The following is a 14179-nucleotide window of genomic DNA, read 5'->3' on the forward strand; positions in this document are numbered from 1 at the left end:
ACATCATGGGCTTGCTTAAGCTGCCTGGTCACGTAGTGCCTTGATCCTGTCATGGGAGGCACGTAAAGTTTGTTGCTGGCTGGCGAGTTCTGTCTTTAATGCACCTGAAATATCGTCCGATTCCAGGGCTGTTCTGTATGCTTTTTGTGCTGCGTCTTCGCCGCCTTCGCAACTGGCCAGAACGGCATGGCGCGTATGACCTGTAAAAAAGGCTTTAACGTCCATCCATGCCCGGTAAATTTTACCGCTGGCTGTGGTATCGGTATCTATACTACCGCCTGCAGACTGAACATTTGAGATCAGTGAGGCCTTTATACTTTCACTTTCGCTGATAAGATCAGCAAACAGGGGCTTTAAATCTGAATCTTCAGGTTTAAGTTCTTCGATGGCTTTGGTGTAACCTGTAATACGATCGTTATGGATCTGGATCAGGTCGTTTAAGACTTCAATAGTAAAATCATTAACTACTGTTGTTGATGTGTTCATAGTATACATTTTTAGTAAGGAATAATGGATGCTGCATTGCTGTTCATCCATTTTTATCTTCTACTGCTATTCCTTAAAATTCCATGCCATTCATCTTCCGCCTGCCCACTATGCCTGCCGGCTGCCGCCACGGAAAAATCTTCCGCATTTTGGGAAAAAAATAAGCCATGCAATTTGCATGGCCTGGTATCTTGGTTCAAAAGATCTGTTTATACGCCTACCTCAGCCTATCCACACTCCTGATCAGTTTATCATCCCTGTAAATACCCCTGATAGCAAGTACCAGGAACAGCGGAACAATAAAAGTAAATACAGCGGTAAGTGCAAAGTTGCCCCCTGGTTTGAACAAAGCAACTTCCTTAAAGTACAGTACAATATTGGCAACGGCAAGAACTGTTGTAGCAACAGTAAGCCATAACTGGCGCTTCCTGTCTTTGTAAAAAAAGATCATGAGCAGGGAAGCAATTCCAACTGCTACAGTAAGAATAGTGAGCAACAGGTTATCGCGACCTGTAAGTGCAACATAGGCTTCTCCCGTTTCTGTTACTTTCACGCCACTATAGAAAGAGAATTTCAACGAAAGAAAAGCACAGGCCGAAGCTACCAGCAGCCAGATTGTTTGTATGCGTTGTATCATAGTTTACTTACGGTTTATAATCCAGGAACAGCTGCCCATATTATATTGTTCGCAATAAATGCAGGCAGTTGTTCCTATAGTATAATAAAAAATAAAAAAGCACTATTCTTCTGCCATCAATGCTATCCCATTTCAGGATACAGCTCAAACTGACCCATAAACGAATTCACTTCAGCTTTCACCTTCGCGATCAATGCAGCGTCATCAGCATTCATCAGTACATTGTCGATAGCGTTAACAACAAACTGCATATGCTCTTCTTTCATACCACGGGTAGTGATAGCGGCTACGCCGAAACGGATACCACTGGTAACGAAAGCACTTTTGTCGTCATAAGGCACCATGTTCTTGTTGGCAGTGATATCGGCCTGAACCAGCACCTGTTCCGCTTTTTTACCGCTGATGTTCTTGTTACGGAGGTCAATCAGCATCAGGTGGTTATCAGTACCGCCGCTTACAATCTCGTAACCTTTGTCGGTAAACGCTTTAGACATTGCCTGTGCGTTTTTCACGATCTGCTGTGCGTACTGTGTGTACTCGTCGCTGAGGATTTCGCCGAAAGCGATAGCCTTAGCGGCAATCACATGTTCCAGCGGACCGCCCTGGATACCCGGGAATACCGCCAGGTCGAGCAGGTTGCTCATCATGCGGATATTGCCTTTGTTGTCGGTTAATCCAAAAGGATTTTCAAAATCCTTACGCATCATGATAATACCACCACGAGGGCCGCGAAGCGTTTTGTGGGTAGTAGAAGTTACGATATGACAATGATCGAAAGGATCTTTCAATATTTTTTTGGCGATCAGGCCGGCCGGGTGGGCAATATCAGCCATCACCAGGGCGCCAACCTCATCGGCAACCTTGCGGATCCGGGCATAATCCCAGTCGCGGCTATAGGCGCTCGCGCCGCAGATGATGAGTTTGGGTTTTATTTCGCGGGCTTTCGCTTCCAGCATTTCATAGTCAACCAGCCCATCTTCACGCTTAACGCCGTAGAAATGAGGATTATATAATTTACCGCTATAGTTAACGGCCGATCCATGGGTGAGGTGACCGCCCATGCTCAGGTCGAGGCCTAAAATATTATCGCCGGGTTGTAAAATGGCCAGGGCAACAGCAGCATTAGCCTGCGCTCCACTATGAGGCTGTACGTTCGCGTACGCTATATCGAAGATCTGTTTCAGGCGGTCTATTGCCAGTTGTTCCGTCTGGTCTACAATTTCGCATCCGCCATAATAACGGCGGCCGGGATAACCTTCCGCATATTTATTGGTCATAACATTTCCCATGGCCTGCATTACCTGCAAACTGGTAAAGTTTTCGGAGGCAATAAGTTCAATACCATGACGCTGGCGTTCCAGCTCTTTACGGATCAGATCGAAGACTAGGGTATCCCTTTGCATGTGAAGCTAATTTTGGCGCAAAAATAGACTGAATTTCCACAAAACTTGGCGGGAATCAGGATTTTCCTATTTTCACGCCTTCTTAACGAGCAAGAGATAGATCATTCATGAAAGCAATAATCCCTGTAGCAGGTGCAGGGGCCAAATTACGCCCCCACACTTATACTCAGCCTAAAGCGTTGATTCCTATAGCAGGAAAAACAATTCTGAGCTTCATCGTAGACCAGCTTCACGACGCTGGCATCAATGAATTTATCTTTATTATAGGCTACCTCGGCGATAAAATCCAGGAATATGTACAACAAACATATCCTCATCTCCAATGTCATTTCGTTCAGCAGAACGAAAGACAGGGTACCGGGCACGCCGTGGAACTTACCCGTAACATTGTTGGCGAAGATGAAGTTTTTGTAGCACTCGGTGATACTATCTGCGAATACGACGTTAAAGAGGTCATAGAAAGCCCCTACAGCATGCTGGGCGTTAAAAAAGTGGACGACCCCCGCAGTTTTGGCGTAGCCGAAATTGACCCGGAAGGTTTTATCGAGCATGTGGTAGAAAAACCCGCCATCCCCAAAAGCAATATGGCCCTGGTAGGCCTCTATAAGATCAGGGAAACACAGTTCCTGTACGATTGCCTGCATCACCTGTTTGCACAGGATATCCGCAGTTACGGCGAGTATAACTTAACCGATGCACTTGACTGCATGATTAAAAGAGGGGCAAAATTCCGCTCCTTTAAAGTGAAGAACTGGTTCGACTGCGGTAAAAAAGAAACCTTGCTGGAAAGTAATGCCACCTTACTTAAAAAATTCGGCGGCCAGGTGCACGAGTCAGTACTGTCAGAAAATTCTATTATTATCCCTCCCGTAAGTATAGGTCCAGGTACAGTACTTAAAAACGCGATCATTGGCCCCCATGTTGCCATAGGAGCCAATACTACCGTTCAGTATTCTATTGTCCGCGACAGCATCATTGGTTCTTACACCAATTTGTTCGAGGTAGTGGTCGACAATTCCCTGCTGGGAAGCGATGCCAGCGTAAAAGGCCTGAGCCGAAGCCTGAACATTGGAGACAATACTGAAATAGACTTCGGTTAAACTTTCTTGAAACCCCATTTGAGCATCTCGGCCCAGGTGATCTTTTTGCCGTACATAAGTATGCCCGTACGGTAAATTTTACCGGCCAGCCAGGTGGTGAACAAAAATCCAACTACCAGCGACAGCATACTTAACGCCAGTTGCCAGTAAGGCACCGTTCCCGGAACACCGTAGGCAATCCTTGCCATCATAACAATAGGGGAACTGAAGGGAATAATGCTGGCCCATACCGCTACAGGGCTATCCGGTGAATTGATCGCCGTGGTCATGATAATGAACGAAAATATGATGGGCATGGTAATGGGCATGGTTAAACTCTGCGAGTTTTGTATATCTTCTACTGCGCTGCCTGCTGCAGCAAACAGGGCAGCATAAAATAAATAACCACCCAGGAAGTAAAACACAAAGCAACCAATCACCAGCGGCCAGTTCACAATGCCGAATACATGTTGAATGTTATAGATCTTTTCCGCCATGGCGCTGGTTTGTCCACCCATAGCCATCCCGCCATTCTGTTGCATGGCCTGCACCTGCTGCATGGTTTCCGGGGCAATCAGGTATTGCGCCCCGCTATATAAAATGATAATAAGCACTACCCATAACAAGAACTGTGTAAGCCCTACGGCCCCAATACCAATTATTTTTCCCATCATCAGCTGAAAAGGCCGCACACTGCTGATAACCACTTCGGCAATCCTGTTGGTTTTTTCTTCCATCACCCCACGCATCAGCATTACACCATAAATGAACATGGTAAGATAAATGAGGAAACCGCTTGCATAACCTATAATATAGGCCAGTTGCCCGCTGCTCTCAGAAGCACTGGAACCTTTTTCCTGGTACGACTTTAACGCCGCAAACCGCGATTCTTTATGTATCGAGTCCAAAGCTGCCCGGTGAACGCCTGCCAGCTCCAGCATATGATCTTCTATCGCGCCATTGATCTTATCCTCTATCGCTCCTTCAGCCGCTATGCCAATACTCTTTTTGGAACGCAGGATATAGTTTGATTTGGAGGTGCCTTCAAACTTTGGTATCATAAGTATGGCCGAGTAACCACGTGCCAGGTAATTACTGGTATCAACACCCTGCGGAAATTCGAATGTGAGCTTACTGCTGTTCGTCAGATGATCCTTAAAGAAACCATTGCTATCAGACACAGCGATCCGCTGGTTTTCCTGGCCTTTCATCGAAAGAAAGACCGAACCCCCAATAAGCAATACAAATAGCAAAGGTGTTAGTATGGTAGTAAGTAAAAAGGTCTTGTTCTTTACCCTGCTCAGGTATTCTCTCTGTATAATTAAAAGCGTCTTATTCATAAAGGCTGAAATTGGAGGATTAGGATGCTACATTTTGAAAGGCACGCGTAATGGCGTCATGGGTTTGTTCTACTTCCCTGATGAAGATCTCATTCAAACTTGGCAGTATTTCGTGAAACGATTCAATAACTACACCCCGCTCTATAAAATATTGTAACACCTGGTTGCTGTTATATCCTTCATGGATACGAACAGTAAGCGTATTGTTTTTCTTGCCTGTCTGCTGGCCGGCCAACACTTCAAAAGCCGTGCTTTCAATAACAGCAGGCTTTTGTTGCAATTGTAAGCTGAAGAGATTTTCCTTATAGTCCTGCTTTATCTGCTGTACAGTGCCATCGAGTATTTTCCTGCCTTTATTTACCAGCACAATATGATCGCAGATCTCTTCCACCTGTTCCATCCGGTGTGTGCTGAAAATAATAGTGCATCCCTTTTGGGCCAGCATAAAGATCTCATCCTTGATAAGATTGGCGTTTACAGGGTCAAGTCCGCTGAAAGGTTCATCCAGTATAATGAGGCTGGGTTCATGTAATACGGTAGTAACAAACTGCAGCTTTTGGCTCATGCCTTTACTCAGATCCTCTACCTTTTTGTTCCACCAGCTTTGCATATCCAGCCGTGTGAACCAGTATTTGATCCTTTCCATGGCTTCAGCCTTACTTAATCCCTTCAGCTGTGCCAGGTAAAGCGCCTGTTCGCCTATCTTCATTTTCTTATACAGCCCCCGTTCTTCGGGCATATAACCTATACGGCGAATGTCTTTCAAAGCATCGAAAGGCCTGCCCTCGAATATAATGCTACCCTCATCAGGATAAAAAATGCCTGTTACCATCCGCAGTAAAGTAGTTTTCCCTGCGCCATTAGGTCCAAGCAACCCGAAAATGCTTCCTTTTTCTATTGTAAAGCTGATATCATCCACTGCCTTCTGCGTAGAATAATACTTTTTCAGGTTTTGTAATACAAGAAGAGACATAGTAGCGATTTTGCTACAAATTAATGAAATCTACCCCATGATATGGCATATTATGCCCATATCCGTTCTTTCCATATCCTGCGGTGGTAATAAATGATAAATGGTAAAAAGGAACGCCCCGGCCCCGAAAAGAAGATAGTAATAGCGTAATGAGAATAAGATATGCCATAGATATACTGTAGAGCTACTCTAACCGCACTTGCATCGCACAAGCATCGCACTTGTATCGCACTTGCATCGCCTTTGCCCGGGGCCAGCCCCCCGTGCAAAGGCAAATACGGACGCCGGCGAAACTGTTCTCGGCTTAATAACTAACTCCTGTAAGCTTTAAGGCGATCACAGCCGCCACCTTCTCCCCATCCATAGCGGCGCTTACAATACCACCCGCATAACCTGCTCCCTCTGCACAAGGATACAGTCCGCCTATCTGCGGATGCTCCAGTGTGTCCGCATCTCTTGGTATCTTCACCGGCGAAGAAGTCCGGCTTTCTGTAGCTACAATATTGGCCTCATTGGTATAGTAGCCCCTTAAACGTTTGCCGAATGCCTTGAAGCCTTCCTGTAATCCCCGGGCTATAAATGCCGGAAGTACGGCACGCATATCGGCGCTGGTAACGCCCGGCGTATAACTGCAGTCTGGCAGGTCTGCCGAGATCTTATTACTGCAGAAATCGGCCATCCGCTGCGCCGGCGCTACAAAGCGGCCGCCGCCAATATCAAAAGCCTTCCGCTCTACCGATTGCTGAAAATGCATCATCAGCAGCGGATCTTTTTCGTCATACTTAATACCGCTCTTCTTCATGCTTTGCATGGCATCGGCTATCTCTACCTGCACCACCATGCCGCTATTGGCATAAGGATTATTACGCTTGCTCGGACTCCATCCATTCACCACCAGCTCGCCATCATCGGTAGAAGCTGGCGCTATAATGCCACCCGGACACATACAAAAACTAAATACCCCGCGGCCGTCTACCTGTTCTACCAGGCTGTAAGACGCAGGAGGCAAATGCTCCGGCCGGTTACTGGCTCCCCCGAACAGGGGAACAGAACAGTGGTATTGTATGCCGTCGATCAAAGCCTGCGGATGTTCCACGCGTACTCCCAATGCAAACGGTTTTGCTTCAATGATGATCTTCTTCTCTGCAAGCAAACGGAAAATGTCACGGGCCGAATGCCCCGTAGCAAGTATTACCGCGGCGCCTTCAAAGCTTGCCCCCTGGGCTGTATGCACGCCTTTGATACTATCCTTGTCTATAATGAAGCCGGTAACCTTCTGCTCGAAATGAAATTGTCCCCCATATCGAAGAATGGCTTCCCGCATGGCAGTGATAATATGCGGCAGCTTATTGGTGCCTATATGCGGATGCGCTTCATATATGATACGTTCATCTGCTCCAAATTGGGTGAACAACTGCAGTATCCTGTCTATATCCCCGCGCTTATTGCTGCGTGTATATAATTTGCCGTCACTGTAGGTGCCTGCACCGCCTTCACCAAAACAATAATTACTGTCGGGGTTAACGATCCCTTCTTTATTAAGTAGTGCCAGGTCACGCCTGCGTGCGCGAACATCCTTTCCGCGTTCCAGCACAATAGGTTGTATGCCTGCTTCTATTAAGCGTAAAGCAGCAAACAAACCCGCCGGTCCGGCCCCTACGATAACCACCCGGTGATCAGCTTTTGTTACATCCTTATAAATAATGGGAACGGTTGCGCGTTCTGTAAAAGGCTCATTGATGAAGACCAGCACTGTAAGGTTAATCCAGATCTGCTGGCGACTGCGTGCATCTATCGACTGCTTTAAACGGTGAAACCCGGTAATATCCAGGAATGGATGTCCCGTTTCTCTTGCTATGGCCTGCTGTACCAAATGATCATCTGCCGCTTCGGCAGGAAGTAACCTTAACGCTATTTTTTGCTGCATACAGTTAGGTATTTATCCTAAAATGTGAAATAAGAAAAGGGACCAGTTAATAACTGATCCCTTTTGCAAAGATAATATTTTGTATCCGTTATCTCAGGCGATAACCTACAGTAAAAGTAGCTGCATTGTTCCTGGCAGATCCTACTTCGCCTACCTCGGTGATACCAAACTGGTATCTGCCAGAGATGTTAAACGGTGTATGGGGGAATTCAAATTCAACACCCGCAACACCTGCAAAGTCAGTGCTTTTATAGTTGTCTTTATTAGAATACGCTATATCGGACCGTTTGCTTTTAGCGCTTAATAAGAAACCAATCTGGGGGCCAGCATATAAACTGAAACCAGAATTGGCAAGCGTGTATTTTGCCAGAACAGGTAGTGTCAGGTAATTAAGCAATTGCTTTTCTTTATAATGCATGCCTACAAGCGTGCCTTCAAATTTTGCACCTAACGTAGACCAGGCCAGCTCGGGCTGAATACCAAATTGTTCGCTTACATGAAAATTAGCGAACACACCTGCATTTAAACCAACTAAGGAACTTCTATCACTAAGAGGATTGTTTGACGATCCTACCATGGTATTGATGTTAATACCAGCTTTCAGGCCAAAGCTGATGGGGGTTGTTTTAACAGTAGATACCGTTTGTGCAGAAGAATGAATACTGATAAATGCAATTACTGCAAGCAGTAAAAACGATTTTTTCATGGTTTTTTGTTTAATTGAGCGCAAAGGAAATAAAATATATTGTAATGTGTTCCCCCGTTTTTTCACGGGTAACAAACAATTGTATTAACGGTGTCTAACAAATATTGGCGGTAGCCGGCAAATTAAAAAGGCAGATCGTCAACTACATTTTGCTCCGATGAAAAATCACTGTACGATGTATTGTCAGGCGCAGATTGCTGTGTTAATTTTACACTTTCCATTCTCCATGCATCAAGATTGGTGATATAATTCTCTCTGCCATCTTTCACCCATTTTGTTCCTTTGATATTGAACTGAACTTTTACCTCTTCTCCCATAGCATATTTATCGGGCATCGCTGTTTTATCCTGTACACATTGGAATTTAATGTAATTGGTAATAGCTCGTCCATTAACATCCTCCGTCTTCTCAATCACAAATTCGCGCGTTTTAAATGTCTCGGTCCGCTGAACAATATCAAATTTGGCAACGAGTTTGCCTGTTACTTCGTACGACATAACTTACTTTGGTTTGCGCCAAAAATAGGTCTAATTTTTTCTGTGTAACCCCAAAAAAAATTGAACCCGCCCAATTCAAAAATATGTACCTTCAAATCACTCCGTCATCTGTATGAATAAGACACGCTTCATAACAGCCATCGCTGCCATTGGTATTGTAGCTACCGCTTGCGGTACGCCTAAAAACAACACAATTAAGCTTGCTTACAAAGACTATGATATCGGTAAGACTTATGTGCCCGATACAGGTATTCAGTCGTTGTTAATACCCTATCGCGATAGTGTAGATAAGGCCATGGGAAAGATCATTGGTCAGGTTACAGCACCATTGAAGAAGAAAGCCCCCGAATCGGAACTAGGTAACTTTATGGCAGATGTCATGCGTTATATGGCAGCTAAAAAGTTTGGTAAGACTGTCGATGTGGCGGTTGTTAACTATGATGGCATAAGGGCCGATCTGCCCCAGGGGCAAATAACGCTGCGTAATATATATGAGTTGATGCCCTTTGACAATATTATAGTACTGCAGGAAGTAAAGGGCGCTGTACTCAAAACATTCCTGGATCATATTGCCGCACGCGGCGGATGGCCACTCTCAGGAGCCTCCATGCAAATACAGAACCATAAAGCTGTGAATATTCTCGTTAATGGTAAACCTATTGACGAAAATGTTGTCTATATAGTAGCGAATTCCGATTACGTTGCCAATGGTGGAGATAATTGCGATATGCTTCGTCCCCTGCCTCAGCAGAATACAGGTTACCTCTATAGAGATGCCCTTATCCAATACGTAGAAGAACTGACTGCCCAGCATAAACCCATCCAATCAGCTATTGAAAATCGTGTTACCAATGTTAAGTGATAGAAGAAAGTTCATCAGGCAATCTGTATTGGCAGGAGGAGCGGTATTTGCTTCAGGTCTGCTGCCGGGTATTGCCAGGGCTGCACCTGCCGGTAATAATATTACCATCCTCCATACCAACGATGTGCATAGCAGGCTCGATCCCTTCCCCATGGATGGAGGCAAATACCAGGGATTGGGTGGTGTAGCCAACAGGGCAACACTCATCAGCCAGATACGAAAGGAGGAGGAACATGTATTATTATTAGATGCAGGCGATATTTTTCAGGGCACCCCCTATTTTAATGTATACAAGGGTGAACCCGAAATAAAAGCGATGAGCCGTATGCAATACGATGCCGTTACCATGGGTAATCACGACTTCGATGGCGGTATCGAAAATTTTGCAACACAACTTCAGCACGCTTCTTTCCCTGTTCTTGTATGTAATTATGACTTTACAGGCACCGCTATGGAAGGAAAATCGCTCCCATACAAGGTTTTTGAAAAAGCTGGCCTGAAAATAGGTGTATTGGGAGTTGGTATAGAACTGCAGGGACTGGTGCCGGAAAACCTGTACGGCAAAACTGTTTATAGCGACCCTATAACCGCTGCTAATACCAATGCGAACATTTTACGACGTAAAGAAGGCTGCGACATGGTCATTTGTTTATCGCATCTTGGGGATAAATATGACGATGGAAAAATAAGTGATGAAATTCTCGCAAAAGAATCGTATGATATAGACCTCATCATTGGGGGCCATACACATCGTTTTTTTGCACAGCCGCGTAGCTATAAAAATCGTTCTAATGCCGATGTAATAGTGAATCAGGTAGGTTGGGCAGGCATACAATTGGGGCGATTGGATTTTAATCTTGACAGAGGAAAAAAGAAAAATTTGGTGAAAGCTAATACTGTTGTTATTGGGGAAAAAGCAAGGGACTAAAAAATTTTTTTTTCAACACTAAAGATTCGATATTCGCCCTCTGTCTCAAAAATTTTTTCAACATAAGTGAAGAAGTTTTTTTGGACCATTTTCCGAAGCCCTATTAAAGAAATCTTGATAAATCTTTTACTAATTATATGGCAAAGACCGCTGAAACAGTTTGGATCAATTGCTTAAAGATAATTAAGGACATTGTAGAATGGCAACATTTTAAAACCTGGTTCGAGCCTATAAAACCTGTAGAGCTGAAGGAATCTGTATTGATGATACAGGTGCCCAGCCAGTTCTTCTTTGAATATCTGGAAGAACATTACGTTAACCTCCTGGCAAAAACACTGAAACGTGAATTAGGTAAAGAAGCGCGCCTCGAATACCGCATCATGGTCGATAGCGGTAATAATGGTCGTAATGGTTCCATGGATATTCCTGCCAGCACGGCAAGGACATATACTAACAATGAAATGGACTTTCCGCTGGTGATCAACAATCCGGTTAAGAATCCCTTTGTGATTCCAGGATTGAAGAAAATGCAGATCGATCCGCAATTGAATCCTATTTATACCTTCGATGCCTTTATCGAAGGCGATTGTAACCGTGTGGCCCGCAGGGCAGGTAAAACTGTTGCGGAAAAACCCGGAGCCAACTCTTTCAATCCATTAGTAATATATGGTGGGGTAGGACTTGGCAAAACACACCTGGCGCAAAGTATCGGTAATGAAGTAAAAAGGCTGCACCCTAATAAAGTGGTATTATATGTAAGCAGCGAAAAATTCATCAACCAGTTCCAGGATCATAGCCGTAACAACGCTATCAACGACTTTATTCACTTCTATCAGCTGATAGATGTATTGATGATCGATGACGTGCAGTTCTTTGCACGCGCCGAAAAGTCACAGGATGCATTCTTTGCTATCTTCAACCACCTGCATCAGAGTGGCAAGCAACTGATCTTAACATCCGATAAAGCGCCTAAAGACCTCGACGGCATGCAGGAGCGCCTGCTTAGCCGCTTCCGCTGGGGATTAAGCGCCGATCTTCAGCTTCCCGACTACGACACCCGTATCGAGATCCTGGAGAAGAAAATGAAGAACGATGGCCTCGATATGCCCAAAGAGGTAGTGAAGTATGTGGCTTATAATATCAGTACCAACGTTCGCGAACTCGAAGGCGCATTGATCTCCTTATTGGCCCAGTCTTCTCTCAACAAAAGAGAGATTGATCTCGAACTGGCTAAAAAGGTGCTGCGCAACTTCGTTAAAACCAGCAGTAAGGAAATTACCATCGAAGCCATTCAAAAAATGGTATGTGAATACTTCGACGTATCGTATGATAAGCTGTTGCAGAAAACACGTAAACGTGAAATAGTACAGGCACGCCAGATAACAATGTACCTGGCTAAAGCATTCACCAAAAATTCCCTGAAAACAATCGGAGAACATTTCGGTGGCCGCGATCATACTACAGTGATCCATAGCTGTCAAACAGTAAAAGACCTGATGGATACCGACAGCCTGTTCCGTGAAAACGTGATGGAGTTAACACAAAAAGTACAACTGGCTGCGATGTAAAAAGAGGCAGTAAAATGATTTTCAATTTTTTGGCCTTCAAATTTTGAAATATCACTTTTACGCTTATCTTTGCAGCCCTTGAATTTAGATATTCAACGGTGAGGTGGATGAGTGGCTGAAATCAGTAGTTTGCTAAACTGCCGTACGGGTTAAACTGTACCAAGGGTTCGAATCCCTTCCTCACCGCAAGCTTTAAGCCTCCGAATCGAAAGATCCGGGGGCTTTTATATTAATGCAGCTTCCCAGGTTTCTCGCGCTGAAAAGAAAAATCAACGGGGATATTTAGCATCCCCCAAATTTTCAACTTGATCCAAATCAACCTGGTTCGCTTGATCCCGGATAACGGAAGGGCTTAAACGCAAAATTGCCCAACTGGTGGGCAATTTGCTGAAAAGACAACCCTGCTAAAAAAATTGATAAGTCTATTGCATGCTGGACAGGTATTGAATAGTGCCTGCCGGCTCATTTCATTTATTCAGTATTCTATTTACATTCGCTTCCGCTATCTTCAATTCAATCTTGGCGTCAATGACGTTGTTATAGGCCTGCAGCCATATTGTTTGTGCTTCCAGTACATCTCTGCCGGTAATGGTACCTGCTTTAAGCCGGTCATTACTGAGTTTCAAATTCTCTCCCGCCTGTTGTAACGATAAGCTGGTTAAGCTGATTCTCTGGTGACACTGGTCTAGCTGTAGATATGCCTGCTTCAATTCTATATTGATTTGCTCGGTGCGATCTTTCAGTTGTAATGACTGTGCATTGATTCTATGATCTTGTTCCCGCACCCTGCGTTTTCTGACCCCCCAGTCGAAAATGGGTACATTCACATTGAGCATACCATAATAGCTTGCCAGGAAATTACTATTGTTCGATGGGTTAACGCCCTGTTTCCCCATAGACATGATACCATTCGCTCCCAGCCTCACGGAAGGCAATGACTCCGCTTTCAGTAGCTGACGCTGAATTTCTGCCGATTCAAGTGACTTTTTAAGGATGCCTATTTCTGCGTTGTCTGCTTGTGTAGTTATACCGCCTGCATTCACGAAAAGCGCTTCTCCCGTACTGATGGAAGTATCTGCTATAATAACGTATGCCGAATCGCTTATGCCAATTATTTGCTTCAGGTTATCTTCTGCAATAAGTAAAGCATCCTTCGCACGCCGGAGCGCAAGCTCACTTTCTGTTAACTGAACCTTGGCCCTGAGTACGTCATTTTTGTAGATGATGCCCGCCTGGTACTGCGTGTTGAAATCGTTATATAAAGTTTCCAACTGCTTTATACTCTGCCGGGCAAGCTTTACCTGTTCATGGCTGGCAACAAACTGCCAGTAGGCCCTGGTTGTATTATACTGCACGTCCGATGTCGTGAGTAGCTTGCGTGTTTCCTCAATTTCAAGGCTCTTTGCCGCCGCAGATCGCGATAGTTTGGTTCTTCCGCCGCTATAAATATCCTGCCCCACGCTTACGCCGGGATTGACCGCATATTCAGGTAATAAACTGTTGAGTGGCCTTCCAAAGTAAAAGCCCATGACAGAACCATCCAAGGTTGGTTTGCCGGCAATATCCCTTTGCTGTTTAGCTTCTTTCGCCGCTTCCACATTTTCCTGCGCAGCACGGATATTATTATTGTTGGCTTTGGCCATTTTTAAACAGTCTTCCAGTTGTAACACTTGTTGTGCGCGCGCACTGCCCAGCGTCGCTAATCCAATTATCAGCGTGAACAGTAAATGGCTCACATTTTTATCTAAACTGTAATTCATCGTTTTCCTGTTT

13 protein-coding genes and 1 tRNA gene are annotated in these 14179 nt (G+C 44.8%); 5 read left to right on the top strand and 9 right to left on the bottom strand.

The window, feature by feature from the left end; all coding sequences use genetic code 11:
* Positions 1–15: 15 nt before the first annotated feature.
* From ESB13_RS20065 to ESB13_RS20075, 3 genes are all read right to left on the bottom strand, one after another.
* Positions 16–486: a PA2169 family four-helix-bundle protein gene (locus ESB13_RS20065; protein ID WP_129005487.1), complete on the bottom strand. Its 471-nt coding sequence runs from the start codon at positions 484–486 to the stop codon at positions 16–18.
* A gap of 217 nt (positions 487–703) precedes the next feature.
* A complete protein-coding gene (locus ESB13_RS20070; protein ID WP_129005488.1) occupies positions 704–1123 on the bottom strand; it encodes a DUF4293 domain-containing protein in 420 nt (139 codons plus the stop codon).
* Positions 1124–1245: 122 nt separating this feature from the next.
* Positions 1246–2526: a serine hydroxymethyltransferase gene (locus ESB13_RS20075; RefSeq protein WP_129005489.1), complete on the bottom strand. Its 1281-nt coding sequence runs from the start codon at positions 2524–2526 to the stop codon at positions 1246–1248.
* Between the two features lie 107 nt (positions 2527–2633).
* Here ESB13_RS20075 and ESB13_RS20080 point away from each other — a divergent pair, with 107 nt between their 5' ends.
* Complete coding sequence (locus ESB13_RS20080) at positions 2634–3626, top strand: sugar phosphate nucleotidyltransferase (protein ID WP_129005490.1); 993 nt, start codon at positions 2634–2636, stop codon at positions 3624–3626.
* Here the strand turns inward: ESB13_RS20080 and ESB13_RS20085 are convergent.
* From ESB13_RS20085 to ESB13_RS20105, 5 genes are all read right to left on the bottom strand, one after another.
* Positions 3623–4945, bottom strand: coding sequence for an ABC transporter permease (locus tag ESB13_RS20085; protein ID WP_129005491.1), 1323 nt, complete (start codon positions 4943–4945; stop codon positions 3623–3625). The genes ESB13_RS20080 and ESB13_RS20085 overlap by 4 nt on opposite strands.
* Before the next feature lie 19 nt (positions 4946–4964).
* On the bottom strand, positions 4965–5918 hold the full coding sequence (locus ESB13_RS20090; RefSeq protein WP_129005492.1) for an ABC transporter ATP-binding protein: 954 nt from the start codon (positions 5916–5918) through the stop codon (positions 4965–4967).
* Positions 5919–6222: 304 nt separating this feature from the next.
* Complete coding sequence (locus ESB13_RS20095; protein ID WP_129005493.1) at positions 6223–7845, bottom strand: NAD(P)/FAD-dependent oxidoreductase; 1623 nt, start codon at positions 7843–7845, stop codon at positions 6223–6225.
* Positions 7846–7933: 88 nt separating this feature from the next.
* Complete coding sequence (locus tag ESB13_RS20100) at positions 7934–8551, bottom strand: porin family protein (RefSeq protein ID WP_129005494.1); 618 nt, start codon at positions 8549–8551, stop codon at positions 7934–7936.
* 122 nt (positions 8552–8673) lie between these two features.
* Positions 8674–9048, bottom strand: coding sequence for a DUF3127 domain-containing protein (locus tag ESB13_RS20105; protein ID WP_129005495.1), 375 nt, complete (start codon positions 9046–9048; stop codon positions 8674–8676).
* 112 nt (positions 9049–9160) lie between these two features.
* Here ESB13_RS20105 and ESB13_RS20110 point away from each other — a divergent pair, with 112 nt between their 5' ends.
* The 4 genes from ESB13_RS20110 (at position 9161) to ESB13_RS20125 (ending at position 12592) form a co-directional block, all read left to right on the top strand.
* Positions 9161–9910 carry a 5'-nucleotidase C-terminal domain-containing protein gene (locus ESB13_RS20110; RefSeq protein WP_129005496.1) on the top strand — a complete coding sequence of 250 codons (750 nt, stop codon included), beginning with the start codon at positions 9161–9163 and terminating at the stop codon, positions 9908–9910.
* Positions 9900–10838, top strand: a complete 939-nt coding sequence (locus tag ESB13_RS20115; protein ID WP_129005497.1) for a bifunctional metallophosphatase/5'-nucleotidase — start codon at positions 9900–9902, stop codon at positions 10836–10838. Before ESB13_RS20110 ends, ESB13_RS20115 begins: the two co-directional genes overlap by 11 nt.
* A gap of 137 nt (positions 10839–10975) precedes the next feature.
* A complete protein-coding gene (gene dnaA, locus ESB13_RS20120; RefSeq protein WP_129005498.1) occupies positions 10976–12406 on the top strand; it encodes a chromosomal replication initiator protein DnaA in 1431 nt (476 codons plus the stop codon).
* A 97-nt stretch (positions 12407–12503) separates the two neighbouring features.
* A tRNA-Ser gene (locus ESB13_RS20125) sits at positions 12504–12592 on the top strand.
* Between the two features lie 281 nt (positions 12593–12873).
* On the opposite strand, the gene ESB13_RS20130 is transcribed toward ESB13_RS20125, so the two are convergent.
* Positions 12874–14166 carry a TolC family protein gene (locus ESB13_RS20130; RefSeq protein WP_164974290.1) on the bottom strand — a complete coding sequence of 431 codons (1293 nt, stop codon included), beginning with the start codon at positions 14164–14166 and terminating at the stop codon, positions 12874–12876.
* Between the last annotated feature and the right edge of the window lie 13 nt (positions 14167–14179).

It is taken from the genome of Filimonas effusa (assembly GCF_004118675.1).
GTDB lineage: Bacteria > Bacteroidota > Bacteroidia > Chitinophagales > Chitinophagaceae > Filimonas > Filimonas effusa.